We start from the raw sequence: 25,139 nt of genomic DNA, 5'->3' as shown, positions 1-25,139 counted from the left end.
GCAACAGGAGTACTCCATGGCTGAAAGTCATGGCGGGGCGAAAAGTCCGGCGGCGGGCGCCCACACCGGGTCCGAAGGCGGTCACGGTGGCGGTTTTCCGCCGTTCGAGAGCGGCACTTATGCTTCACAGCTGGTGTCGCTCGCGATCTTCTTCGTCGCGCTTTACGTGATCGTGTCCAAGCTCGCTCTGCCGCGCGTCGGCGGTGCGATCGAGGCGCGTCAGAACAAGATCGAGGGCGACCTCGCCGAAGCGCAGAAGCTGAAGGACCAGTCCGAAGCGGCGCTGAAGGCCTATGAAAACGAGCTTGCTTCGGCACGCTCGCGCGCGCAGGCCATCGGCAACGAATCCCGCGACAAGGCGAATGCGCAGGCGGACGCCGAGCGCAAGGCCTTGGAAGAGCAACTGGCGGCCAAGCTCGCCGAGGCAGAGAAGACCATCGCCTCGACCCGTGCGACCGCCATGAGCAACGTCCGCGGCATCGCGGCCGATGCGGCAGGCACCATCGTGCAGCAGCTCACGGGCGTGGTTCCGGACGCGGCATTGGTCAATGCCGCCGTTGATGCGTCCTTGAAGGGTTAATCGATATGTTCTTCGATCCTGAAACCTGGGTCGCCATCGCCTTCGTGATCCTGATGGTCGTGTTCGGCTATCTCGGGGTCTTCAAGAAGGCCATGACTGCGCTCGACCATCGCGCCGATCGCATCAAGGCCGAGCTCGACGACGCGACGCGCCTCAAGCAGGAAGCCGCCAAGGTGCTCGCCGACTACAAGGCGCGCACCGCCTCGGCCGAACGCGAGGCCGCCGACATCATCGCCAACGCGAAGAGCGAAGCCGAGCGCATCGCAACCGAGGCCAAGGCCAAGGTGGAAGATTTCGTCGCTCGCCGCACCAAGACCGCGGAGGGCAAGATCGCGCTCGCCGAGGCTCAGGCGGTGGCCGATGTTCGCGCCGCAGCGGCCGAAGCCGCCGTCCAGGCCGCCTCCACGATGCTGTCGAAGTCGGTCAGGGGCCAGGTCGCCGACGATCTGCTCGCCAAGGGCATCACCGAAGTCAGGCAGAAGCTGAACTGAGAGATCTTGCCTTCACCAATCAAAAAGCCGGCGCGATCAGCGCCGGCTTTTTTGTTTGTCGGGCACTGCATCGGCAAATCTGATGTCATCGCCCGCGAAGGCGGGCGATCCAGTATTCCAGAGACAGCCCTGATAGATCGAGAAGCCGCGGCGTACTGGATGCCCCGCCTTCGCGGGGCATGACGACTATCTTGACGTGGTTACTTCTTCTTCGCCCGCGCCTTCGGCTCGGGCGACAGCGCCTGCGGATCGAAGCCGACATAGAAGATGTAGCTATCGGCGTCCTTGGCCGAAGGCATCGGGTAGACCAGATCCTCGGCCACGAAGGTGAACGGCACGCTGCCGCCCTCCGACATTCCGACCGTGGTCCGGTAGGCCTTGGAAGCGATCACCTTCTCGCCGACGCCGCCCTGCACCACGGCGACGCGCAGCGGCACCTCGACGCTCGCAGGCGCGCCGGCGGGTCCGGCAATGACGCGGCCCTGGATGCCGATCCGGGCCGTGATATCGCCGCCATTGCGGGCGCATTCGCGCGCCATCTTGGTGATGGTGGCCTGGAAGCGGATCTCGTTGCCGACGGCCGGCTTCCCGGTGGCACCGACCGCGTAGGTGGAGGCTCCGGCACGCACCGTGACCTGCGGGCAATCAAGATCGTCATCAGCCGCCGGCTGGCCCGGCGCAGGCGCCGGCTTGGGTTGGGCCGGCTCGTCCGACTTGCCGCCGAACAGGCCCTTGAATCGATCGGTCAGCGACTGCGCCGCGACCGGCGAGATGGAGACGAGCGCAACTGACAACGCCAGCGCGACCGCCGCCCCCCGCCGCAACGCATTCCGCGATGACCGAAGCTCCTGCACCATCAACACCCATACTCCTGACGACATCCCGACCGATCACCGGCCGGGTTGCGCCGTTATATCGTCAAAACCGGCGAACCCAAGGCAGCAAACAAGGAGACTTTGGCCGCATCAATCAACGGGCTCAGCCGCGGAAATCCTCGTGCAGCAGGCCGAACAGCAAATGGTCCTGCCAGACCCCGTTGATGCAGAGATACCGGCGCGCCAGCCCCTCGCGGGAGAAACCGCACTTCTCCAGCACCCGGATCGAGGGCGCATTGGTCGGGATGCAAGCGGCCTCGACCCGGTGCAGATTGAGCTCCCCGAACAGCGTCGGCAGCAGCACCCGCAGCGCGGCCGTCATGTAGCCGCGCTGGGCGTGGGGCTTGCCGACCCAATAGCCGATGGTGCCGGCCTGGACGATGCCGCGGCGGACATTGGCGAGCGTGATGCCGCCGACCATGGCGCCGTCGAGCTCCCGGAAGATCAGAAAGGGATAGGACCGGTCCGCGGCGATGTCCTCGGAATAGCGGCGCAGGCGGCGGCGGAAACCGGAGCGGGTGAGATCATCCGACGGCCAGATCGGCTCCCAGGGGGTCAGGTAATCGCGGCTGGACTCGCGCAGATGGGCCCATTGCAGGAAGTCCGACATCTGAGGCGCGCGTAGCAACAGGCCGTTGCCGCGCGGCGCGAGAGCGGCGGGTCCACTGGATGGCAGGCGAAAGAGGGCCATGGTGATGCTTCCCGGGGCGGATCAACCCGTGCGCGGCTCCTAATGCAGCCGCGCCTTGGCGCGTGCCCGGGTCAATCCTTCCGCAAAAGACACCGCCGTGTCCAGACCCCTGCCACTGCCCAATGCGACAACCGCAGGGCGGCTGCGCGAAAGCAGCGCACGCGCCGCATCCCGGGTCGATTCGACGCTGACGGCGTCGATCCGGGCCACCAGCTCCTCGGCGGTCTGGGGCCGGCCATAGGCCAGCACATGCCGGGCGAGTTGCTCGGCGCGGGACGAGCAGCTCTCCAGCGCCATCAGCAGCCCCGCCTTCATTTGCGCCTTGGCCCGCGCGATCTCGACCTCGGTCAGGGTCTCGACCGAATCATTCATGATGTCGACCACGACCTCCATCATCTCGGGCGCATCGGCCGGATCGGTGCCGGTGTAGAGGCCGAAGAAGCCGGTGTCGGTATAGGGGGCATGGAACGAGTAGATTGAGTAACAGAGGCCGCGCTTCTCGCGCACCTCCTGGAACAGCCGCGACGACATCCCGCCGCCGAGGATGTTGGTAAAGACCTGGAGCGAGAACAGCGACAGATCGGTCTGCGGCACGCCCTCCAGGGCCAAGGTCAGATGCGCCTGCTCGAGCTCGCGATGCACCACCTTGGTGCCGCCCTTGCCGAATTGTGCGGGTTGCGGCTTGGGACCCGCTGTCCCCTCAAAACTGGCAAAGCGCTGCTCGACCTCGGCGACCACCTGCTTGTGATCGACCGCGCCGGCGGCCGCCACCACCATGTCAGGGCCGCGGTAGTGCGTCGACAGATAGTCGCGCAGCGAGTCGCGGCTGAAGGCACGCAAGGTCTTCGCAGTGCCGAGCAGCGAGCGGCCCATCGGCTGGTCGGGATAGCAGAGCTCGTTGAGATGCTCGAACACGACGTCGTCAGGCGTGTCCTGCGCCGCGCCGATCTCCTGCACGATGACGTTCTTCTCGCGCTCGAGTTCGTCGGGCTCGAAGGCGGGATTGGCCAGGATGTCGGCGAGCACGTCGAGTGCGAGCGGCACGTCGGCCTTCAGCACCCGCGCATAATAGGACGTGGTCTCGGTCGAGGTGCCGGCATTGAGGTCGCCGCCGACCGCCTCGATCTCCTCGACGATCTCGCGCGAGGAGCGCTTCGTCGTGCCCTTGAATGCCATATGTTCCAGAAGATGCGAGATGCCGTGCTCGTTGGGCTTCTCGTCGCGCCCGCCGACGCCGGCCCAGACGCCGAGCGCCGCGGTCTCGAGATGAGGCATCTTGTCGGTGACGACAGTGAGGCCGGACGCAAGCTTGGAAATCTCGACGCTCATCCGGCAACTCCCTGTTTCGCGGCGCGGCTGACCGACAGCACGAACCGCTCGACCTCGGTCTGGTCGTTCTTCATCACCTTCATGTGTTCGGATTTGGTCATCAGACCATCGAGCCAGGCCGGCAGTTGCGGCCGCTGGCCGCAGGCCGCTTCGACCGCATCGGGGAATTTGGCCGGATGGGCGGTGGACAGCACGATGCTGGGAACCGTCCTGTCCGTGGTGTCGCGGTCGGCGACCGCAAGCGCGACCGCGGTGTGGGGATCGACCAGCTCGCCGGCCTCGCGCCAGGCGGCGCGGATCGCGGCCGCGGTCTCGGTCTCGTCGGCCCGGCCTGCGTCGAACCCCTCGCGGATCGCGGCCAGCGTCGCATCGGGCAGCACGAAGCGTCCCGATTGCTTCAGTGAATCCATCAGACGGCGCACGCCGGCGGCATCGCGCCCGCCAGCCTCGAACAGCAGCCGCTCGAAATTCGAGGAGATCTGAATGTCCATCGACGGCGAAGCCGTCGCGTGGACCTCGCGCACCTCGTAGATCCCGGTCTTCAGCGTGCGCGCCAGGATGTCGTTGACGTTGGCGGCGATGCCCAGGGTCCGCACCGGAAGACCCATGCGCTTGGCGACATAGCCGGCGAAGATGTCGCCGAAATTGCCGGTCGGCACGACGAAGTCCACCGCGCGCGCGGGTGCACCGGCGGCAACGGCGGAGGTGAAATAGTAGACCACTTGGGCGACGATGCGCGCCCAATTGATGGAATTGACGCCGGACAGCGACGTCGCATCGCGGAAGCGATGGTTGTTGAACATCGCCTTCACGAGGGCCTGGCAATCGTCGAAATTGCCCTCGACGGCAAGCGCATGGACGTTGGCCGCGCCCGTCGTCGTCATCATTCGCCGCTGCACCTCGGAGATGCGGCCATGCGGGAACAGCACGATGAGATCGACATTTTCGAGTCCTGCGAACGCGTCGACCGCAGCACCGCCGGTGTCGCCCGAGGTCGCGACCACGATGGTGGTGCGCTGGCCGCGCTGGGCGAGCACGTGGTCCATCAGCCGCGAGATCAGCTGCATCGCCACGTCCTTAAAGGCGAGCGTCGGGCCGTGGAACAGCTCCAGCACGAACTGGTGCGGCGCCATCTGGCGCAGCGGCACCACCGCCGGATGGCGGAAGGTGGCGTAGGCCTCGTTCGCCATACGGCCGAGCTCGGCGTCCGAGATCTCGCCGGCGACGAAAGGGCGGATCACCTCGACCGCGACCTCCCAATAGGGACGCCCGAAAAAGCCGGCGATGGCGTCAGGCGAGAGTTGCGGCCAGGTGGCCGGCACATACAGGCCGCCGTCGCGAGCGAGCCCGGTCAGCATCACGTCGCAGAAGCCGAGTTCGGGGGCCTCGCCCCGGGTCGAGATATAACGAGTCAAACTGCCCTCCAAAGGCCGGCCGAGCCTGGACTCGGTCCGCAAGCCTTTGATTTTACGAAATTACTTGTTAACAGCCAGAGGCTTTGGGCCACCATAAAGTGTTTTGCGGCATCAGGAAACCGCTTCGCGCCTGGGGCCGTCCAAGGAAAAAGGCTGCCAACGAAAAGCGCTGCCAACGAAAAGGGCTGCGGCAATGCCGCAGCCCTCTCTTGGAAGGTCTGTCGTTGTGTGCAGACCGGTTTGGCGTCTTGGGGTCACCGACCCGCAAAAACTGTTCGCGCAAGCTTTCGTCGGCTGTCACGATATCGTCAAGGGACAAAACGGAATGTGTGAGAAAATGTTCCTGTTTTTCCCGACACGTTTCGGCGCGGGCAAACGTTCGCCAGCAGCTTGGCGTCACGCATTACCATTATATCCCGAACGACAGCACAGTTCGGGAACGAACGACGGCTGCGCTCATTGTGTCGGCGGATGGTGTCGGCGCTATCCATGCATTGCCCGGCTGAGCGCCGAGACCGGTCCGCCCGCCGAACCGGCAGCATCCTGGTGCAGCCGGTTCGGTGCCCTGAGGCGTCAGTTCATCCCGATTTCCACCGCGATCCGGATCAGGTCGGAATGGTTCTTGGCACCGAGCTTCTGCTTGAGCAGAGAGGTGGTGTTGGCGACGGTCTTGTAGGAGATGCCGAGCGCCTCGGCGACCTCGACGATCTTGTCGCCTCGCCCCAACAGGCGAAGAATCTCGAGCTCCCGCGGCGTCATCTGCGAGGCTGGATTGGCCTTGATCGCCGCGCCGGAAAACGTCACGGCTTCCGCGAGCTGCGGTGAGATGAAATTGTCGCCCGCAACCACCTTGCGCACCGCCTTGAGCAGGATCCGGGGATCGTCGCCCTTGGAGACGTAGCCCTGGGCCCCGAGCTCGACCGCCCGCACCACGAAGGCTGGATCATCGTTCATGCTGAACATGATGATCTTGGCGTCGGGATCGTCCTTGCGAATGCGCCGCATCAGTTCAAAGCCGGAGACGTCGGGCAGGCTGATGTCGATCACAGTGACGTCGGGCCGCCTGCTGACATAGGCGCGATGCCCGGATTTGGCGTCGGTCGCCTCGTCGATCCGGATCGAATGGTCGGAGGAGAACAGGGTGCGGCAACCGGACAACACCACGGGATGGTCGTCGACAATCAGGACGCGGGTCGCCGGCTTGGCAGTATCTTGCATTGTAACTCTCTAGTTTTTCGATTCATAAACCGACGGGAACAAATGGAAAGAGCAAAATCCCCTGATGCGCGTTAGAATTGACCTAATGTGGCAACGGCTGTCCTTCAGTACACAATTGTTTCTGCCGCTCGGCCTGCTGTTCATGGCGGCGCTGATCATGGGCGGCGTCCTGCTGCACGTCTTCACGACCGGTCAGCTCGCCGAGGAGAACCAGCCGGCCCAACGATCGACCAAAGCCGTGGCCGAGGCCCTCAACAACGCTCTGCGTTCATCCGACCATCCGCGAAGGACCCTGGATGACTTCGTGCGGATGCTGGACGAGTCCTCAGATATTCAATTCCTTCCTGCAGGAGCGGTTGCTCCTCCCTTTGCGTCGAGGGGCCTGCAAGGTTCGCATGGCCCACCAAAATGGTTCGTCAGTCTCCTTTCCATTCCGGACTTGCACATCGCATTTCCGGTATCCCTCAACGGCGAGCATTTCGGCGACATCGTGTTTGTGCCGGACCTGTCCGCAGCGCTGTTCGAGACCTGGGTGGGCTTCCTCGCCTTGGCCGGCTTCGTCGTCGCGCTGACCGGGCTGACAGGGGTCGTCGCCTATGTGTTTGCGGGATCAGCCCTGCGACCACTGCAGGATCTTGGCGCAGGCCTCACGCGGCTACGACGCGGCGACTACGCAACACCGATCTCGGTCGGGGGACCGCCGGAAATCCGGCAAAGCTGCGAGGAGGCCAATGCGCTGGCCGAAACGCTGGTGCAGTTGAGCCAGGACAATCGCGACCTGCTGCACCGCCTGGTCTCGCTGCAGGACGACGAGCGGCGCGATCTCGCGCGCGAACTGCACGACGAACTCGGTCCGCTGCTGTTCGGCATCCGCGTCGGCACCATCGCATTGGTCGATGCCTCGCCCCCGGCGGGAAATCTCAGCAGTTCGGCGCAGGAGGTGTTGCAATCGGTCGAGGCGCTCCAGCAGACCAACCGCCGCATCCTCGACCGGTTGCGACCGCTCTACATCGAGGAATTGGGTCTGGAGACCAGTGTGCAGACGCTGCTCCGAAATTTTCGCAAGCAGGCGCCGTCTATCGACCTGACGGACGCGGTCGATCCGAATCTCAACGCGATCGACGGGCCGCTGGCTCAAACCGTCTATCGCGTGATTCAGGAGGCGCTGACCAACGTGCTGCGTCATGCCGGCGCCAGCCATGCCCATGTGCAGGCGACCTTCGCCGGCGAGACGGTCGTCATCGAGATTTCCGACGACGGCGGCGGCTTTCCCGAAGGGAATCTGTTCGGCCGCGGCCTGACCGGCATGCATGAGCGCGTGCGCGCACTCAGCGGATCGCTGTCACTGCTGCGCGTGGACGACAGAACCTATGTGCGCTGCCGCCTTCCCGCCGAACCGGCACGCGAGGCGCCGGTCAGCGATTGAAGCGCTTTCGAGCGAAGTGGATACCGGTTCGCGTGAAGAAAACGCCAAAACAGAATCTGGTGTTCGGCTCTGATTAATCAGAACGGAAACTCTAGCACGCACAGCCAAGCTGCGCGTTCTGTCGCGCCGGCTCGCACAGCGTGGTGCGGATCTTGCCGTCGGGGCTGAAACAAAACGAGGCGCGAATGCGCAGCGCGCCGGCGACGGAATATTCGAGATCGACGCCGTGGGGTGCAGGATGGATTTCCTCCAACCCGAAACCGGCCGACGAGAAAGCGCTGAGCCGCGGCTGCCAATAGGCTTCGAGCTCGCTCCGGCCGCGATAGCGCTGCGTGCCGTTGCACGTGCATTCGACCTGGGCGTCATCCGCATAGAGGTCGAGGAGCGTCGCGAGGTCGCCCTTCCTGCAGGCATCCACCCAATCGACGACAATTCCCATCTGGTCGAAATCACTCACGCTGCAATCCTGTCTGCCGCGGAAAATTACTGGCGGCTTAGGACCACACTCGTGAATGTGCGCTGAATGGTAAACCCCGGGCGATACCGGGTTCCCTAAGTGGATCTACGGAGCTCAGCCCCGCCGCCGCCCTCTTGCCCACACGGCGAAGGCGATGAGCACGGCGCCTGCAAGGGTGAACCAGGTGATGGCGTATTGCAGGTGATCGTCCTTGAGATGGACGTCGAGCGGCCCCGGCCGCGGAATGCCATTCTCGGGCGCCGGCTGCTCGAGGTCGACATAGAACGGCGCAACCGCGCCCCAGCCCAGCGCGCTCGCGATCGCCACGTGATCGCGCACGAACCACAGCCGCTTGCCGCGGTTCTCCGCCGGGGTCAGCCAGCCCGGTGCCTCGGGGAAGCGCAGATAGCCGGTGAACGAGACCGCCTGCCCGGTGACGAGCTTCCTGACCGCGCGATCCTCGACGCTGCGATCCTGCATGGTGTTTTCGACGAAGCCCGCATCGATCACCACCGTCTCGCCGCTCGGCAGCCGCGCCGGCAGGAAGGCCCAGGTGCCGGGGCCCGACGCGTCCTTACGCACGGCGGATCCGGAGGAATAGACCATCGCATCGGGCAACGGCGCGTAGGTCGCGGTAAAGCTGACACGGCGGAATTCATCGCGCGCGGGACTTAGCGCGGCCCATCGTGCCGGCGGCGGCAGAGTGACCGGTGCCTCCGCGAGGCGCTCGGTCAGTGCGGCGATCAGCTCGTGCTTGGCGATGCGGCGCTGCAATTGCCAGACGCCGAGCGTGACGCAGACCGCGGTCAGGAAAAGCGTAAACAGCGCGAAGCCGGCCACGCGGGGCTTGCGCGCGGTCTCGTTCATTTCGCGCGGTCGACCAGCCGGCCCGGCGCCGCCTTATGGTGGAATTGCAGTGCGATCAGCAGCGACTTCATCGCGCGCAACGGCAGCAGGGTAGTCGCAAGGATCAGCGGCAGCCACAGCACCGCGTGCAGCCAGTACGGCGGCTGGTACTTGACCTCGATGACGAGCGCGCAGCCGACGACGATCGCGCCGGCCAGCATGATGATGAAGATCGCCGGACCGTCACCGGAATCGATGAAGGCGTAGTCGAGGCCGCAACGCTCGCAGCAAGGCGCAAGCGTCAGGAAGCCTGCATAGAGCTTGCCCTGGCCGCAGCGCGGGCATTTGCAGGCAAGCCCGCGCAGCGCGCTTTGCAGGACGGTGGCTTGCGGCTCGGACGTATCGGCGGCTTCGTTCATGGCAAAAGGTCTATCACAGTTTCTGCCGAAACCCCTGCGCGCAAAAAAGCAAAAGGGCGGCCCGGGGCCGCCCTTTCTCGATCCGAAGCCAGCCCGCTCAGTGCGCGCCGTGAGCCATGGTCTCGGCGCCGTGTCCCCAGACATAGATGCAGAGGAACAGGAACAGCCAGACCACGTCGACGAAATGCCAGTACCAGGCGGCGAACTCGAAACCGAGATGCTGGGTCGGCGTGAAGTGGCCGGCATAGGCGCGGAACAGGCACACCAGCAGGAAGATGGTGCCGACCAGCACATGGAAACCGTGGAAGCCGGTCGCCATGAAGAAGGTCGCGCCGTAGACGTTGCCGCCGAAGGAGAATGCCGCGTGGCTGTACTCATAGGCCTGCACGCAGGTGAAGAGCGCGCCGAGCACGACGGTGAGGATCAGGCCATATTTCAGGCCCTGGCGATCGTTCTCGAGCAGCGCATGGTGGGCCCAGGTCACCGTGGTGCCGGAGGTGAGCAGGATCAGCGTGTTCAGGAGCGGCAGATGCCAGGGATCGAAGGTCTCGATGCCGTGCGGCGGCCAGGTGCCCGGCACGGTGCAGGCGCCGGCCGCGGTCCCGAGACCACAGCCGAACACCGCATCGCGGGTAGCGTGGACGGCGTCGGCCGGGAATAGCGCCGCGTTGAAATAGGCCCAGAACCAGGCGACGAAGAACATCACCTCCGAGGCGATGAACAGGATCATGCCGTAGCGGTGATGCAGCTGCACGACGCGGGTGTGGTCGCCCTTGTACTGGGCTTCCCTGATCACGTCGCCCCACCAGCTCGCCATGGTGTAGAGCACACCGACGGTGCCGACACCGAAGATGATCGGCGCAGCCGAGAACATGTGGTGCATCCAGGTGATCGCGCCGACCGCCATGATGAAGGCGGAGATGGAGCCGACGACGGGCCATGGCGAGGGATCGACCAGATGGTAGTCGTGATGCTTGGTGTGCGCCGTTGCCATTTGCGGTCTCGCTCCTCAATCCCGTGCCTGTCAGGCACTTATCCCCTTATTCCAACCCCGGCGCGTGAGTCCGGAGATCAGAGATTTCCCTTGCGTTTGTCGTCTTCGCTGGCCGCGAGCGGCTTCACCACCGGATCCTTCACCGGATAGAACGTGTAGGACAGCGTGATCGTGTTGAGACCGTCGTTCTCGTGGTCGTCGGCAATCGACGGATCGACATAGAATACGACCGGCATCTCGCGCTTCTCGCCCGGCGCCATGGTCTGCTCGGTGAAGCAGAAGCAGTTGATCTTCTGGAAATAGGATCCGACCGTCAGCGGCGCGACATTGTAGGCGGCCTGGCCTGCGGTGGTCCGCGCGGCCTGGTTGGTCACCGTGTAGAAGACGGTCACGACCTGGCCGATATTGACCTCGATCTCGCTCTGCTCGGGCTCGAACTTCCAGGGCAGGCCGGGCGCGACGTTGGAATCGAAGCGCACCGCGATCTTGCGTGCGATCGGGCCGCTGGCCGGCGCCGAGGTCGCGACCTGGGTCGTGCCGTTGAAGCCGGTGGCGCGGCAGAACCAATTGTAGAACGGCACCGCCGCGTAGGAGGCGCCGACCATCAGCGCGACCACGCCGCCGCAGATCGAGGCGACCACCACGTCGCGGCCAAGCCCCCTGGCAGGCCTGCGCCCCTTGGTGGCCGTCCGGCTCTGATCCCGCGATATGGTCGGCTTCTGATCCATGTTTCCTACATCGGCCGGACGAGCACGGCCGGCCCCTTGACCATGGTCACGGCGAAGAACAGCACTACGAGCACGCCGAGCGCGAGTGCGATCGCGATCGAGCGCTGACGACGGCTCTTCTTCTGCGCCTCGGTGAGGACGATTCCGTCTATCTCGGGTTTGTCGGCCATCCCTGTGATCATGCGCCCCCTACCATCGGCGCAAGCGCCCGGAACACGACCTCGGCCAGCAAGGTCGCAAACAGCGCGAACAGATAAAGGATGGAGAACGCGAACAGCTTGCGGGTCGCCCGCAGCGATTGGCTGCGCTCGCGACGGACATAGACGTTGATGGCGAACCCCAGCATGCCGGCGCCGAGGATCAGCGAGACGATGCCGTAGATGGCGTCGAAGTAGCCGAGCGCCCAGGGCGCGGCCGCGACCGCGATCAGCACGATGGTGTAGAGCAGGATCTGAAGCCGGGTCGCGTCGGGGCCGGCGACGTTGGGCAGCATCGGAATGCCGGCGCGCGCGTAATCGTCGGAGCGGAACAGCGCCAGCGCCCAGAAGTGCGGCGGCGTCCAGAAGAAGATGATGGCGAACAGCAGTAGCGGCTCGACGTCGACCGTGCCTGTGACCGCGGCCCAGGCCACCACCGGCGGCAGTGCGCCGGCGGCACCGCCGATCACGATGTTCTGCGCGGTCCAGCGCTTCAGGCCGATTGTGTAGATCACGACGTAGAAGAAGATGGTGAAGGCGAGCAGCGCGCCCGCGATCCAGTTGACCAGGATGCCGAGCGTCATCACCGAGAAGAAGGCGAGCGTCATGCCGAAGGTCATCGCCTCGGGACGGGTGATGCGGCCGCGCGGAATCGGCCGGTTCGCCGTGCGCGACATCTTGGCATCGATGTCGCCTTCGAGCGCCATGTTGAGCGCGCCGGACGCGCCGGCGCCGACCGCGATGCAGAGCAGCGAGGTGATGGCCAGCACCGGGTGGAAATGCCCGGGCGCCATCGCCATTCCGACCAGCGCGGTGAAGATCACCAGCGACATCACCCGCGGCTTCAGGAGCGCGATGTAATCGCCAACCTCCGCTTCGGAGATGCGGGGATTGATGTCGATGGCGTTGTGGTCGAGGACGGACACTAGACTGACTCGCTTGGTTGTCGAGCCGCGGCGCCCGTCACGGGCGCCGCGAGCATTGGCTTACTGCACGCGGGGCAGCACTTCGAACTGGTGGAAGGGCGGCGGCGAGGGCAGCGTCCATTCCAGCGTGGTCGCACCTGCACCCCACGGATTGTCGCCAGCCGGCACCTTCTTCGCGAAGGCGTCGATCACGCAGTAGAGGAAGATCAGCACGCCGAAGCCGGAGATATAGGAGCCGACCGACGAGACCAGGTTCCAGCCCGCGAACGCGTCGGGATAATCGACATAGCGGCGAGGCATGCCCGACAGACCGAGGAAGTGCTGCGGGAAGAACACCAGGTTCACGCCGATGAAGGTGACCCAGAAGTGCGCCTTGGCGAGCCCTTCATTGTACATGTAGCCGGACATCTTCGGGAACCAGTAGTACCAGCCGGCGAAGATTCCGAACACCGCACCGAGCGACAGCACGTAGTGGAAGTGCGCGACCACGTAGTAGGTCTCCTGGAGCACGCGGTCGACGCCGGCATTCGCCAGCACCACGCCGGTGACGCCGCCGACGGTGAACAGGAAGATGAATCCCACCGCCCAGATCATCGGCGCGCGGAACTCGATCGAGCCGCCCCACATCGTGGCGATCCACGAGAAGATCTTCACGCCGGTCGGGACCGCGATGACCATCGTGGCGGCGACGAAATAGGCCTGCGTCGCCGAGGACATGCCGACCGTGTACATGTGGTGCGCCCACACCACGAAGCCGATGCCGCCGATCGCGACCATGGCGTAGGCCATGCCGAGATAGCCGAACACGGGCTTGCGCGAGAAGGTCGAGACGATCTGGCTGACCATGCCGAAGGCGGGCAGGATCAGGATGTACACTTCGGGGTGACCGAAGAACCAGAACAGATGCTGGAACAGCACGGGATCGCCGCCGCCTTCCGGATTGAAGAACGTCGTGCCGAAATTGCGGTCAGTGAGCAGCATCGTGATCGCACCGGCGAGCACCGGCAGCGACAACAGCAGCAGGAACACCGTCACCAGGATCGACCACACAAACAGCGGCATCTTGTGCAGGGTCATGCCCGGCGCGCGCATGTTGAAGATCGTGGTGATGAAATTGATGGCGCCCAGGATCGAGGAAGCGCCCGCCAGATGCAGCGACAGGATCGCGAAGTCCACCGCCGGGCCCGGATGGCCCGAGCTCGACAGCGGCGCGTACATGGTCCAGCCGGCGCCGACGCCGTTGGCGCCCGGCTCGCCCTCGACGAAGGTCGACATCAGCAACAGCGCGAACGAGGCCGGCAGCAGCCAGAACGAGATGTTGTTCATGCGCGGGAACGCCATGTCGGGCGCGCCGATCATGAGCGGCACGAACCAGTTGCCGAAGCCGCCAATCATCGCGGGCATGACCATGAAGAAGATCATGATCAGACCATGGGAGGTCACGAACACATTGTAGGTGTGCGTCTCGTGGAAGATCTGCACGCCCGGATACATCAGCTCGGCACGGATCGCGATCGACATCGCGGCGCCGATGACGCCGGCGATGACCGCGAAGATCAGGTACATCGTGCCGATGTCCTTGTGGTTGGTCGAATAGACGTAGCGCCGCCATCCGGTCGGATGGGCGTGCTCGTCATGTCCGTGGTCTTGCGCGTGATCGCCGTGTGCCGCTGCGCTCGTTGCCATTTTCTAATCCTGCCTTGCGTCCCGATCGGACCTCTGGAGGTCCCGCCTTATGTCGCTTTCAGTTTCCTCGAACCCTGCGCCCGGCGCTCACTGCGTCGGGCCGGCCGTGGAGGCGTAGGTGCTGGTGCCGCCGCTCGCATATTTCTTCTTCGCGGTCTCGACCCAGGAGGCGAACTCCTGGTCGCTCACCACACGGATCGCGATCGGCATGAAGGCGTGGTCCTTGCCGCACAATTCCGAGCACTGGCCGTAGAACATGCCGGTCTTGGTGGCCTTGAACCAGGTTTCGTTGAGCCGGCCCGGAATGGCGTCGATCTTGACGCCGAAGGCCGGCAGCGCAAAGGCATGAATCACGTCGGCCCCGGTCACCTGAACCCGAACCACCTTGTTGACGGGCACCACCATCTCATTGTCGACGCCCAGCAGACGGGGCTGCTTGTCCTGGGCCATCAGCGAGTCGAACTCGAACTTGCCGTTATCAGGATAGGCGTAGGACCAGTACCACTGCTTGCCGGTCGCCTTGATGGTCAGATCCGCCTTCGGCACGTCGAGCTCGAGGAACAGGAGGCGGAACGACGGCACCGAAATGCCGACCAGGATCAACACCGGCACGAGCGTCCACGCCACCTCGATCAGCGTGTTGTGCGTGGTCCGCGACGGCACCGGATTGGCTCTCGCGTTGAACTTCACGACAACGATCACGAGCAGCGCCAGAACGAACAGCGTGATCAGCGTGATCAGCACGAACAGGAAATTATGGAACCAGACGATGTTGTCCATCACCGGGGACCCGGACTGCTGAAGCGTCCACTCCCACGCAGCCGGCTGCCCCAGCTCGGCAAATGCCGCACCGCCCGTCGCCAGCGTCAGACCCGCCACGGCCAATCCCAGCAAGTGCCGGCCCACCGGGCCCATCGACATCTTCATGCCGTTCGCGCTCCCCTAACGAAATCACCCCAAGTGCATTCCCCTATTTTCGGGAAACGCTTTATTCGATCCCCCCGTCTGACAAACCGCCGCGCAAGAATACCTCTAAGAGGAATTGGGGCCAGATCGCTAGAACGCCGAAATCAAGCCTCTCAAACCATAATTCTTGATCTATCGCAATGCAGTCTTGAGCCTCGTCTGTCAGCCATCACCCGCAAGATATTTCCTAGTAACATCAGACAAAAATACCATTTCCCGGGATGCTGCCGCTTGACAGCGGAATTGCCCGCGGTAGGCACTTGGCGCACAGCCGCACAGGAACCTGATTCGTGCGGGCGATTGCGGCCGGGGCGGCGTGGAATTTGCTTGCGAATCGCCTTCAAGACGCCGTCATTCCCGTATCAGTCCGCCTGACGCGAGCGACCCAGGCGAGCAGAGGGACCGACCCGATGGGGTTTTCGAGATCCATGGCAAGGCGGGCTAAAAGCCAGGCTGGCAGCCTCACGATGCTGGCCGCTCTGCTGGCGGCGGTCGTCGTCCTGGCGCTTCCGGGCCTCGCCCATGCGCAGGGCGCGGTGCGCTCCGTCCATGGCGACTGGCAGATCCGCTGCGACACCCCGCCGGGCGCCCAGTCCGAGCAATGCGCCCTGATCCAGAGCGTGGTGGCCGAAGACCGCTCCAACGCCGGCCTGACCGTGATCGTTCTCAAGACCGCCGACCAGAAGAGCCGCCTGATGCGGGTGGTCGCCCCCCTCGGCGTTCTCCTGCCCTCCGGCCTCGGCCTCAAGCTCGACAACCAGGACGTAGGCCGTGCCGGCTTTGTCCGCTGCCTGCCCAATGGCTGCGTCGCCGAGGTCGTCATGGACGACAAGCTGCTCGGCCAGCTCCGCACTGCCAAGACCGCGACCTTCATCATCTTCGAGACCCCGGAAGAAGGCATCGGCTTCCCGCTCAGCCTGAACGGGCTCGGCGAGGGCTATGACAAGCTGCCGTAGTGCGAAGGGCGGTTAGGCCCGCGAATCCTATTGTTTACGTAATGTGAGACTTGGCGCCCTCGCGGAAGTGCCGGGAAACCATTATCTTGCCTCACATCCCCCGATAATGGACGGACGCATGACCAACCCTGCCACAACCTCCCTGCTCGACCGCGCCAATCTCGACCGCGATCAGGTTCGCAACGAGCTCGCGCGCGGGCTTGCCGGTGCCGACGACGGCGAATTGTTCCTGGAATACAGCCAGACCGAAGCGCTGATGTTCGACAATGGCCGGCTGAAGCAGGCGACCTACGATACCTCGCAGGGTTTTGGCCTGCGCGCCGTCAAGGACGACGCCGTCGGCTACGCGCATTCCTCCGACGTGTCGCTGCCGGCGCTGATTCGCGCTGCGGACGCGGTCGCGGCCGTGCGCGGCGGTTATTCCGGCAGCTTCGCCGCGCCTCCTGCGCATACCAACGTGCGGCTTTATAGTGACGACAATCCGCTCGATGCCCCCGGCTTCGAGACCAAGGTCAAACTGCTCGCCGAGATCGACGCTTATCTGCGCGACAAGGATCCGCGGGTGCGGCAGGTCAGCGTCAGCCTGGGCGCGACCTGGCAGGTGGTCGAGATCCTGCGGCCCGACGGCGAGAGCTATCGCGACATCCGCCCGCTCGTGCGCGTCAACGTCTCCGTCGTCGCCGGTCAGGGCGACCGCCAGGAGAGCGGCAGCAAGGGCTATGGCGGCCGCGCCGGCTACGCCGAATTCATCGAAAGCAAGAACTGGCGCGACGCCGCCGACGGCGCGTTGCGTGAGGCTCTGGTCAACCTGGAATCGATTCCCGCCCCCGCCGGCGAGATGGACGTCGTGCTCGGGGCCGGCTGGCCCGGCGTGATGCTGCATGAGGCGGTTGGCCATGGCCTCGAAGGTGACTTCAACCGCAAGAAGACGTCCGCGTTTGCCGGCCTGATGGGCCAGCAGGTCGCGGCCAAGGGCGTGACCGTGGTCGACGACGGCACGATTGCCTCGCGCCGCGGCTCGCTGTCGATCGACGATGAGGGAACGCCGACCAACCGCACCGTGCTGATCGAGGACGGCGTCCTGGTCGGCTACATGCAGGACCGTCAGAACGCCCGCCTGATGAACATGAAGCCGACCGGCAACGGCCGCCGCCAGGGCTATGCCCACGTGCCGATGCCGCGCATGACCAACACCTACATGCTGGCGGGCGACCGCGATCCGGCCGAGATCCTCGCGTCGGTGAAGAACGGCGTCTTCGCCGCGAATTTCGGCGGCGGCCAGGTGGATATCACCTCGGGCAAATACGTGTTTCAGTGCACCGAGGCTTACAAGATCGAGAACGGCAAGATCGGTGCGCCCCTGAAGGGCGCCATGCTGATCGGCAACGGGCCGACCGACCTGCATCGCATCCGCATGATCGGCAACGACCTCGCGCTCGATACCGGCATCGGCACCTGCGGCAAGAACGGTCAGGGCGTGCCGGTCGGCGTCGGCCAGCCGTCGCTGTTGATGGAACGCATTACGGTGGGTGGAACAGGCGGATGAGCGTCGAGAAGATAACTGTCACCACCAAGCGGAAGAGCAGCGGCTGGGGCGGCCAGCTGGTGCAGCTCGCCGGCATCGTCGCGGCGGTGTTCATCGCCAAGGGTGCGCTGGCCGAGCCGTTCTACGTGCCGTCGGGCTCGATGGAGCCGACGCTGTTGATCGGCGACGCCTTGATCGCCTCGAAATTCCCCTACGGCTACGGCACCTCGTCGCTGCCGATCCAGATCAACCTGCCCGAGAGCGGCCGCGTCTTCGCGGAAACGCCGAAGCAGGGCGACGTCGTGGTCTTCCGCTGGCCCGGCGACCGCTCGCAGGCCTGGGTCAAGCGCGTCGTGGGCCTGCCCGGCGACCGCATCCAGCTGCGCCAGGGCCAGCTCTTCGTCAACGATCGCCCCGCCGAGTTGAAGCCGGACGGCGTTGGTGCCGCCGAGGACGACAATGGCGGCAGCGAACCCGCCTATCGCTATGTCGAGACGCTGCCGAACGGCGTCTCGCATCTGATCTTCAAGATGCGTGACAACGGTCCGCTCGACAACACGCAGGAAGTGACGGTGCCGGCAGGCCATCTCTTCGTGCTCGGCGACAACCGCGACAATTCCGCCGACAGCCGCGTGCCCTTGCGCTCCGGCGGCGTCGGCATGTTGCCGATCGACAATCTGGTCGGCCGCGCAGACGCCGTGCTCGGATCCTGGGATCTCGGTATCCGGGGCCAGCCGGTGTGGACCTGGCTGTCCGGATTTCGCATGGCGCGGTTTTTCACCGCCGTGCATTGAACCGATCTCATGACCTTCGACGACGTCAGAAAATTCGCACTGACGTGGCCGGAGGTCGAGGACGGTACCTCCTACGGCACGCCCGCACTAAAGGTGCGCAAGAAGATGCTGGCGCGTCTGAAGGAAGATGGCGACAGCCTGGTGATGCCGGACGTCCCGGTCGACGAGCGCGCGATGCTGGTCGAGAGCCAGCCAAAAATCTTCTACTTCACCGATCACTACGCCGATTATCCGATAGTGCTGATCCGCCTGTCCAAGGCAAAGCGCGCGATCGTGGAGTCGCTGCTGCGGCGGCGTTGGCGCGCGCTGGCTTCGAAGGCGGCGCGAGCGGATTATGATGCACGCGTGAGCGCGTGACGACTGTCATGGATGAGGCCCGCTTCCTCGCGCTGGCGCTAAAGAACCCGATTAACGTCGCGATTCTCGATGAGCTCCACCAGCTCGCGCTGCCCGATGCGTGGCTGGTCTCGGGATGTCTCGTGCAATCGGTTTGGAACGTGCTCACCGGCCGTGCGATCGATTACGGCATTGCCGATTACGACGTCTTCTACTTCGACCCTGACACCTCCTGGGACGCGGAGGACGTCGTGATCCGCAAGCTGCAAGCGCGCCTCGATCATCTCGGCGTCAAGATCGAGACCCGCAACCAGGCACGCGTGCATCTGTGGTACCCGGCCAAGCACGGCCTGCCCTATCCGCCGCTGTCGTGCTCGACTGACGGTATCGACCGTTTCCTCACACAGAACACGCAAGTGGGCGTGCGGCGCTCGGACGACGGTTTCCACGTTTATGCGCCGCACGGCTTCGATGACGTGGCGGGCTTGATTGCACGCCCCAATCCAAGCCCGAATTTCTCCGCAGCGAATTACGCGGTAAAGGCCGCGAGATGGAGGGCGTTGTGGCCCGAGCTTACGGTGATTGCGCCGGAATGATCCGAGCTATCTCACCACGCCCGACGTGAATCCCGCCTTCCGCCGCGGCGGCTTGATCTCCTTTTTCAGGAAACAGCGCGCTTCGCGTCCCGTGTAGCCCGGGCGGGCATAGGTGAAGGCGCGGCATTTGTTGTCGGCGGTGCAGACGGCCTTGCAGGCTTCTTCGCCTTCGCCGTCCTTCATCTCGAAATTGCGCAAATCGCCGCCGGGGCGGTCGATGGAGGTCTCCACGCCTTCGACACGCGGCTCGATCACACCGGCGCCGCGCACGCCGGAGATGCAGCAGCTTCCCGGCACGCGCGCAGGCACCGTGTTCTTCAGCCAGCACACCGCCGAGCCGCCTTCGATGTCAGGATAGTTGAAGCTCCACGAGCGGCAACGGCGGTCGCGCTCGCACAGCAGCGCGCAATCCTCGGGATCGCCCGACGTGACCGGAGAGCTGAAATAATCTCCGCCTGGCCGGTCGAACGCCGTCTGGGCGCGCGCAGGCCAGCTCGCAAACACGAGCGAAAGCAACGCGGCGCAGGCTACGACGCCTGCCAGGACGCTTGCCATGACGGCCAGGCGGCCCTTCCCCATCGGAACAGCTTTCGAGTTATTGACGACGCTCGGGTTTTTCAGCTGGCCATTTGATCGCCGCAAACCTGTACGGGCGATGAACGGCCCGAGTCCGATCGTTTTGCCTTGGGTCTAGAACGCGTATTCCGCGTAGGCCGGTTCCACCGAGCGGTTCCAGGGACCGTTGAACTTGTCGAGCATCTCCTCAGCCGGCGTGCGGCCGGAATCGATAATGCGATCGAGCGGCTCCAGATGCCTGGTCTCGTCGCGGCCAAGCTGGTCGATCCGGCCGCGCCGGCGCAAGCCGGCATGCGCCAGAACGAGGCACTCCTTGGCGATCTCGAACAGATAGCGGTCCTTGATTCGCGACTTGAACCCGAAGCGTGGCACGTCGTCGCGCAGCGCCTGACGCTCATGCGCGGTCCAGTGCTTCACGAGGTCCCAGGCGGCATCCAGCGACACATCGTCGTAGAGCAACCCGGCCCAGAACGCCGATAGCGCCGGCAGACGGCCCCACGGGCCACCGTCGGAGCCGCGCATCTCGAGATAGCGCTTGAGCCGCACCTCCGGGAAAATCGTCGAAAGATGGTTGGCCCAGTCCGACAGCGTCGGGCGTTCCCCGGGCAAATTGTTGTTGCGGCCATCGAAGAAGGCGCGGAACGAGGAGCCCGAGACGTCGATGTAGTCCTCGTCGCGCTTGACGAAATACATGGGCACGTCGAGCGCGTAGTCGACATAGCGCTCGAAGCCCATGCCGTCCTCGAATGCCCACGGCATCATGCCGGCGCGCGCGTTGTCGGTGTCGCGCCAGATCTCGGACCGGAAGGAGAGAAAGCCGTTTGGCTTGCCCTCGGTAAACGGCGAATTGGCGAACAAGGCGGTTGCGGCCGGCTGGAGCGCGAGCGAGACACGCAGCTTCTTGACCATGTCCGCTTCGGAGGAGAAGTCGAGATTGGTCTGTACCGTGCAGGTCCGGTACATCATGTCGAGGCCGTACTGGCCGACCTTCGGCATGTAATTGGTCATGATCTTGTAGCGGCCCTTGGGCATCACCGGGATGTCGGCGCGCGACCAGGACGGCGTCATGCCGAGGCCGAGGAAGCCGATGCCGAGCGGCGTTGCGATCTCGCGCACCTGCGCCAGATGCGCCATCAGCTCACTCTGGGTCTGGTGCACGTTCTCGACGGGGGCACCCGAGAGTTCGAACTGCCCGCCAGGCTCGAGCGAGATCGCGCCGCCGCCAGTGACGTCGTAGAGGCCGATGATGTTGCCCTTCTCCATGATCGGCTCCCAGCCGAGCAGGAGTTTCATGCCTTCGAGCAGCGCGCCGATACCGCGCGCGCCCTCGTAGGGCACCGGACGGTGGCCTTCGAGCGTGAACGGCGTCTTCTCGTGCTCGGTGCCCATGCGGAATTCGGACGGGTCCTTGCAACCAGCCTCGAACCACGCGACGAGTTCGTCGCGCGATTGCAGCGGCGTCATATCGATCTGGTCTCGCGCCATATCAGACTCTAATCAAAAGCGCTTCGATCGAACGCGCGTGGGTGACAGGGATGGTCCGCGCAGCCACCGGCTGCACGGACGAGCTGGTTTGCCGCGCGATCATCGCAACGGCGTGGTTTCGTTGACGTGGGCAGGCGGCAGTTTCATCTCGCCGCACGAGCAGCCCAGACGGTCGAGCAGACCGCTGAGCTTCACGGCATCCGCATCGGACAGCTTCGAACCGACATATTTCTCGATCGCGGCCGAATAGGCGCCCCACATCCGCTTCTGCAATTCGCGGCCGGCTTCCGTGATCTCCACGAACTGGCCGCGCTTGTCGATCTTGCATTCACGCCGCGAGGCGAGGCCTTCGTCGACCAGGCGGTCGATCAGCCGCGATGTCGAATATTGCGGGATCAGCATCTGCCGTTCGAGTTCGACCGGCCGGAGCTCGCCCGAGGGCGCCCGTGACAGTTCGAGCAGCGCGTCATACCATGCGAGCGGCGGGAAGCCGGCCTTCTTCAGGTCCTGCTCGACGCAATTGAGCACACGGCTCTGCACCCGCATCAAGCGGATCCAGGCGGAAGTCGCCTCGGTCGATGGTTTGCGTTTCATGGTCCCGCTCAAGCTCGTCGCCCGTCTCTTACCCTATTCGATGCACCTGCATCAATCTTGACTATTTCAAGCAGATGCATGTAGTCGTTCTTTCGCCTGAACCAAGCAACAAGAGGAGGAAATTCCATGAAATTGTACTATTCGCCCGGTGCGTGCTCGCTGTCCCCCCATATCGCGCTCCTGGAAGCCGGCCTGCCCTATGAACTGGTCAAGGTCGATATTCGGGCCAAGAAGCTCGAAAACGGTGAGGATTATCTGAAGCTGAACCCCAAGGGCCAGGTCCCTGCGCTGGGCCTCGATAGCGGAGAGATCGTGACCGAAGGCCCGGTGATTGTCCAGATGATCGCCGATCAGGCCTCAGCCAAGGCGCTGGCGCCGGCCCACGGCAGCGCCGAGCGCTACAAGCTGCTCGAATGGCTGAACTTCCTCACCTCGGAGGTCCACAAGAGCTTCGGCCCGATGTTCGCGCCGACGCTGAACGACGAGGCCAAGGCCTTCTTCAAGGACCGCGTCATGGGCAAGCTGAAATACATCGACAGCCAGCTCGCCGGCCGCGACTACCTCATGGGCAAGCAGTTCACGGTGGCCGACGGTTATCTCTTCACGATGCTGACCTGGGGCGACCGGATGAAGTTCGACCTCTCGGCGATGCCGAACCTTGCCGCGTACAAGACCCGCGTCGCGGCGCGGCCGCAGGTGCAGGAAGCGATGAAGAAGGAAGGGCTGATCCAGGCTGCCTGAGGCACACATGCGAAAGGCCGGATCGAGAATCCGGCCTTTCGTATTTTTCATCCCGGCTACGGTTCAGAGAATCACGCCGCCGCCTTCTTTGGCGCGAAGCGGCCGTAGAAGGTCTCGCCCTTCGCCGCCATCTCTTCGAGCAATTTCGGCGGGGTGAAGCGCGATCCGTATTTCGCCTCCAGCTTGTGGCAGAGTTCGACGAACTTCTTGGGACCCATGAAGTCGATGTAGGACAGCGTGCCACCGGTGAACGGCGCAAAGCCGAAGCCGAGGATCGAGCCGACATCCGCTTCGCGCGGATCGGTGATGACGTGGTCCTCAACGGTGCGCGCGGCCTCCACCGCCTGCACTACCAGGAAGCGCTGCTTCAACTCCTCGACGTCGAGGGTATCTGGGTCGAGCTGCTTGGGCTGCAGCGCGGACAAGCCGGGCCACAGGCTCTTCTGTCCCTTGCCCTTCTCGGGGTAGTCGTAGAAGCCCTTGCTGTTCTTGCGGCCCAGACGGCCCTGCTTCTCGACCATTTCCACCATCAGCTTCTTCTGATCGGGATTGATGGCGTTGGGGCCGAGATCGGCTTCCGTCGCCTTCATGATCTTGAGCCCGAGGTCGAGCGCGACCTCGTCCGACAGCGAGAGCGGGCCGACCGGCATGCCGGCCATCTTGGCGCAGTTCTCGATCATCGCCGGCGGCACGCCCTCGAGGAACATCTCGTTGCCCTCGGCGACGTAGCGGCCGACGCAGCGATTGGCGAAGAAGCCTCTGGAGTCGTTGACGACGATCGGCGTCTTGCCGATCTGCCGGACGTAGTCGAGCGCGGTCGCGATCGCGAGATCGCCGGTGTTCTTGCCCTGGATGATCTCGACCAGCATCATCTTCTCGACCGGCGAGAAGAAGTGGATGCCGACGAACCTGCCTTGGTCCTTGAAGGATTCCGCCAGCGAGGTGATCGGAAGCGTCGAGGTGTTGGACGCGAAGATCACGTCCGGCTTCATGTGCTCCTGCGCCTTGGCAAAGGTATCAGCCTTGACCTTGCGGTCCTCGAACACGGCCTCGATGACGAGATCGACGTCCTTGAGCGCGGAATAGTCCGCGGTCGCCGTGATGCGCGCGAGCAGCGCTTCTGCGTCGCCGGGCTTGGCGCGGCCCTTCTTGATCTGCTCCTCGATCACCTTTTGCGCATGCGCCTTGCCCTTGTCGGCGCTCTCCTGGTCGCGATCGATCAGGACGACGTCGAGACCGGCACGGGCTGAGACATAGCCGACGCTCGCGCCCATGAAGCCGGCGCCGATCACGGCGATCTTCTTCACCTTGGTCGGCGGCACATCCTTCGGACGGCGCGCGCCCTTGTTGAGCTCCTGCATCGACAGGAACAGGCTGCGGATCATCGCAGCCGCTTCCTTCGAGCGCAGCACCGAGGTGAAGTAGCGCGACTCGACACGGAGCGCGGCGTCGATCGGCAGCTGCAGGCCCTCGTAGACGCAGCTCATGATCGCGCGTGCGGCCGGATAATTGTCGTAGGTCTCGCGGCGATAGATCGCGTTGCCGGCCGGGAACATCATCATGCCGGCCTTGGAGAACACCGGACCGCCCGGCAGCTTGAAGCCCTTCTCGTCCCAGGGCGCAACAGCCTTGCCGCCGCCCTTGATCCAGTCCTTTGCCGCCTTGACGAGGTCGGCGGCGGGAACGATGGCGTGGATCAGATTCAGCGCCTTGGCTTTCTCGATCGTGACCGGATCGCCCTTGAGCAGGATCGTCATCGCGTCCTGCGGCGGCACCAGGCGCGGCACGCGCTGCGTGCCGCCGGCGCCCGGGAACAGGCCGACCTTGACCTCGGGCAGACCGAGGCGGGTCTTGGGATTCTCCGCCGCCACGCGATAGTGGCAGCACAGCGTAATCTCGAAACCGCCGCCGAGCGCGAGGCCGTTGATCGCCGCCGCCCACGGCTTGCCGGAGGTTTCGATCGAGCGCAGCACCTGCGAGAAGCGCCGGCTCTGCTCGAACAGCATCTGGTTCGCGGCCGTCTCGCCCTGCTCCCCAAACACTTTTGCGTAGGCCTGATTCATGCCCTCGAGCATGGAAAGATCGGCACCCGCGCAGAACGCCTCCTTGGCGGAGGTGATGACGACCCCCTTCACCACGGCGTCGGCCGTGGTCGCCTTGACGATCGCGTCGAGCTCGCTGGTCGATGTCTCGTCGAGCACGTTCATCGAACGGCCCGGGATGTCCCAGGTCACGAGCGCGATGCCGTCGGAATCGGTCTCAACCTTGAAGTTCTTGTAAGCCATGCTGGTT

At 64.4% G+C, this 25,139-nt stretch carries 27 protein-coding genes; 9 read left to right on the top strand and 18 right to left on the bottom strand.

Annotated elements, in window-relative coordinates; all coding sequences use genetic code 11:
- The first annotated feature begins 16 nt into the window (after window positions 1-16).
- Window positions 17-580, top strand: a complete 564-nt coding sequence (locus tag IVB42_RS04175; protein ID WP_018459994.1) for a F0F1 ATP synthase subunit B' — start codon at window positions 17-19, stop codon at window positions 578-580.
- Between the two features lie 5 nt (window positions 581-585).
- On the top strand, window positions 586-1,071 hold the full coding sequence (locus IVB42_RS04170) for an ATP F0F1 synthase subunit B (protein WP_247469767.1): 486 nt from the start codon (window positions 586-588) through the stop codon (window positions 1,069-1,071).
- Window positions 1,072-1,271: 200 nt separating this feature from the next.
- On the opposite strand, the gene IVB42_RS04165 is transcribed toward IVB42_RS04170, so the two are convergent.
- From IVB42_RS04165 to IVB42_RS04145, 5 genes are all read right to left on the bottom strand, one after another.
- The gene (locus IVB42_RS04165; protein WP_018459996.1) at window positions 1,272-1,928 is read right to left on the bottom strand and encodes a hypothetical protein; all 657 of its coding nucleotides are present in this window, start codon (window positions 1,926-1,928) and stop codon (window positions 1,272-1,274) included.
- A gap of 121 nt (window positions 1,929-2,049) precedes the next feature.
- Window positions 2,050-2,637, bottom strand: a complete 588-nt coding sequence (locus IVB42_RS04160; RefSeq protein ID WP_007599447.1) for a GNAT family protein — start codon at window positions 2,635-2,637, stop codon at window positions 2,050-2,052.
- Between the two features lie 39 nt (window positions 2,638-2,676).
- The gene (locus tag IVB42_RS04155) at window positions 2,677-3,966 is read right to left on the bottom strand and encodes a pitrilysin family protein (protein WP_007599446.1); all 1,290 of its coding nucleotides are present in this window, start codon (window positions 3,964-3,966) and stop codon (window positions 2,677-2,679) included.
- Entirely contained in the window at window positions 3,963-5,381 is a 1,419-nt protein-coding gene (gene thrC, locus IVB42_RS04150) for a threonine synthase (RefSeq protein ID WP_018459997.1), read from the bottom strand. Before thrC ends, IVB42_RS04155 begins: the two co-directional genes overlap by 4 nt.
- 573 nt (window positions 5,382-5,954) lie before the next feature.
- Window positions 5,955-6,599 carry a response regulator transcription factor gene (locus IVB42_RS04145; protein WP_018459998.1) on the bottom strand — a complete coding sequence of 215 codons (645 nt, stop codon included), beginning with the start codon at window positions 6,597-6,599 and terminating at the stop codon, window positions 5,955-5,957.
- An 85-nt stretch (window positions 6,600-6,684) separates the two neighbouring features.
- On the opposite strand from IVB42_RS04145, the gene IVB42_RS04140 reads away from it, so the two are divergent.
- Window positions 6,685-8,025 carry a histidine kinase gene (locus IVB42_RS04140; protein ID WP_018459999.1) on the top strand — a complete coding sequence of 447 codons (1,341 nt, stop codon included), beginning with the start codon at window positions 6,685-6,687 and terminating at the stop codon, window positions 8,023-8,025.
- A 91-nt stretch (window positions 8,026-8,116) separates the two neighbouring features.
- Here the strand turns inward: IVB42_RS04140 and IVB42_RS04135 are convergent, their stop codons facing one another.
- The 9 genes from IVB42_RS04135 to coxB form a co-directional block, all read right to left on the bottom strand.
- Window positions 8,117-8,482 (bottom strand): nuclear transport factor 2 family protein, encoded by a 366-nt coding sequence (locus tag IVB42_RS04135; protein ID WP_026233921.1) that lies wholly within the window; start codon window positions 8,480-8,482, stop codon window positions 8,117-8,119.
- Between the two features lie 114 nt (window positions 8,483-8,596).
- Window positions 8,597-9,349 (bottom strand): SURF1 family protein, encoded by a 753-nt coding sequence (locus IVB42_RS04130; RefSeq protein WP_018460001.1) that lies wholly within the window; start codon window positions 9,347-9,349, stop codon window positions 8,597-8,599.
- Window positions 9,346-9,747: a DUF983 domain-containing protein gene (locus tag IVB42_RS04125; protein WP_018460002.1), complete on the bottom strand. Its 402-nt coding sequence runs from the start codon at window positions 9,745-9,747 to the stop codon at window positions 9,346-9,348. The genes IVB42_RS04130 and IVB42_RS04125 overlap by 4 nt, the downstream gene beginning before the upstream one ends.
- A 97-nt stretch (window positions 9,748-9,844) precedes the next feature.
- Window positions 9,845-10,741 carry a cytochrome c oxidase subunit 3 gene (locus IVB42_RS04120; RefSeq protein WP_018460003.1) on the bottom strand — a complete coding sequence of 299 codons (897 nt, stop codon included), beginning with the start codon at window positions 10,739-10,741 and terminating at the stop codon, window positions 9,845-9,847.
- A gap of 77 nt (window positions 10,742-10,818) precedes the next feature.
- Window positions 10,819-11,469: a cytochrome c oxidase assembly protein gene (locus IVB42_RS04115; protein ID WP_018460004.1), complete on the bottom strand. Its 651-nt coding sequence runs from the start codon at window positions 11,467-11,469 to the stop codon at window positions 10,819-10,821.
- Window positions 11,470-11,474: 5 nt separating this feature from the next.
- A complete protein-coding gene (locus IVB42_RS04110; RefSeq protein WP_026233922.1) occupies window positions 11,475-11,651 on the bottom strand; it encodes a hypothetical protein in 177 nt (58 codons plus the stop codon).
- On the bottom strand, window positions 11,648-12,592 hold the full coding sequence (locus IVB42_RS04105; protein WP_018460006.1) for a heme o synthase: 945 nt from the start codon (window positions 12,590-12,592) through the stop codon (window positions 11,648-11,650). Before IVB42_RS04105 ends, IVB42_RS04110 begins: the two co-directional genes overlap by 4 nt.
- Window positions 12,593-12,652: 60 nt before the next feature.
- A complete protein-coding gene (gene ctaD / locus IVB42_RS04100) occupies window positions 12,653-14,278 on the bottom strand; it encodes a cytochrome c oxidase subunit I (protein WP_007605061.1) in 1,626 nt (541 codons plus the stop codon).
- Window positions 14,279-14,365: 87 nt separating this feature from the next.
- On the bottom strand, window positions 14,366-15,205 hold the full coding sequence (gene coxB, locus IVB42_RS04095) for a cytochrome c oxidase subunit II (protein WP_018460007.1): 840 nt from the start codon (window positions 15,203-15,205) through the stop codon (window positions 14,366-14,368).
- Between the two features lie 449 nt (window positions 15,206-15,654).
- On the opposite strand from coxB, the gene IVB42_RS04090 reads away from it, so the two are divergent.
- The 5 genes from IVB42_RS04090 to IVB42_RS04070 all read left to right on the top strand — a co-directional run bounded on the left by IVB42_RS04090 (window position 15,655) and on the right by IVB42_RS04070 (window position 19,451).
- On the top strand, window positions 15,655-16,200 hold the full coding sequence (locus IVB42_RS04090; RefSeq protein ID WP_026233923.1) for an invasion associated locus B family protein: 546 nt from the start codon (window positions 15,655-15,657) through the stop codon (window positions 16,198-16,200).
- Between the two features lie 118 nt (window positions 16,201-16,318).
- On the top strand, window positions 16,319-17,746 hold the full coding sequence (gene tldD / locus IVB42_RS04085; RefSeq protein ID WP_026233924.1) for a metalloprotease TldD: 1,428 nt from the start codon (window positions 16,319-16,321) through the stop codon (window positions 17,744-17,746).
- The gene (gene lepB / locus IVB42_RS04080; protein ID WP_018460010.1) at window positions 17,743-18,519 is read left to right on the top strand and encodes a signal peptidase I; all 777 of its coding nucleotides are present in this window, start codon (window positions 17,743-17,745) and stop codon (window positions 18,517-18,519) included. The genes tldD and lepB overlap by 4 nt, the downstream gene beginning before the upstream one ends.
- Before the next feature lie 9 nt (window positions 18,520-18,528).
- On the top strand, window positions 18,529-18,876 hold the full coding sequence (locus tag IVB42_RS04075) for an MmcQ/YjbR family DNA-binding protein (protein WP_018460011.1): 348 nt from the start codon (window positions 18,529-18,531) through the stop codon (window positions 18,874-18,876).
- 8 nt (window positions 18,877-18,884) lie between these two features.
- Complete coding sequence (locus tag IVB42_RS04070) at window positions 18,885-19,451, top strand: nucleotidyltransferase family protein (RefSeq protein WP_018460012.1); 567 nt, start codon at window positions 18,885-18,887, stop codon at window positions 19,449-19,451.
- A gap of 6 nt (window positions 19,452-19,457) precedes the next feature.
- Here IVB42_RS04070 and IVB42_RS04065 read toward each other — a convergent pair whose 3' ends face one another.
- From IVB42_RS04065 to IVB42_RS04055, 3 genes are all read right to left on the bottom strand, one after another.
- The gene (locus IVB42_RS04065; protein WP_018460013.1) at window positions 19,458-20,030 is read right to left on the bottom strand and encodes a PAN domain-containing protein; all 573 of its coding nucleotides are present in this window, start codon (window positions 20,028-20,030) and stop codon (window positions 19,458-19,460) included.
- 111 nt (window positions 20,031-20,141) lie between these two features.
- The gene (locus IVB42_RS04060) at window positions 20,142-21,512 is read right to left on the bottom strand and encodes a glutamate--cysteine ligase (RefSeq protein ID WP_018460014.1); all 1,371 of its coding nucleotides are present in this window, start codon (window positions 21,510-21,512) and stop codon (window positions 20,142-20,144) included.
- Between the two features lie 99 nt (window positions 21,513-21,611).
- Window positions 21,612-22,106, bottom strand: a complete 495-nt coding sequence (locus tag IVB42_RS04055) for a MarR family winged helix-turn-helix transcriptional regulator (RefSeq protein WP_007599417.1) — start codon at window positions 22,104-22,106, stop codon at window positions 21,612-21,614.
- A gap of 126 nt (window positions 22,107-22,232) precedes the next feature.
- Here IVB42_RS04055 and gstA point away from each other — a divergent pair, with 126 nt between their 5' ends.
- Window positions 22,233-22,847 (top strand): glutathione transferase GstA, encoded by a 615-nt coding sequence (gene gstA / locus IVB42_RS04050; RefSeq protein ID WP_018460015.1) that lies wholly within the window; start codon window positions 22,233-22,235, stop codon window positions 22,845-22,847.
- Between the two features lie 71 nt (window positions 22,848-22,918).
- On the opposite strand, the gene IVB42_RS04045 is transcribed toward gstA, so the two are convergent.
- A complete protein-coding gene (locus IVB42_RS04045) occupies window positions 22,919-25,132 on the bottom strand; it encodes an FAD-dependent oxidoreductase (RefSeq protein ID WP_085351979.1) in 2,214 nt (737 codons plus the stop codon).
- Window positions 25,133-25,139 lie beyond the last annotated feature (7 nt).

The organism is Bradyrhizobium sp. 45, assembly GCF_023073155.1.
Taxonomy (GTDB): Bacteria; Pseudomonadota; Alphaproteobacteria; order Rhizobiales; family Xanthobacteraceae; genus Bradyrhizobium; species Bradyrhizobium canariense_D.
This window is presented reverse-complemented; position numbering and strand designations above follow the sequence as displayed.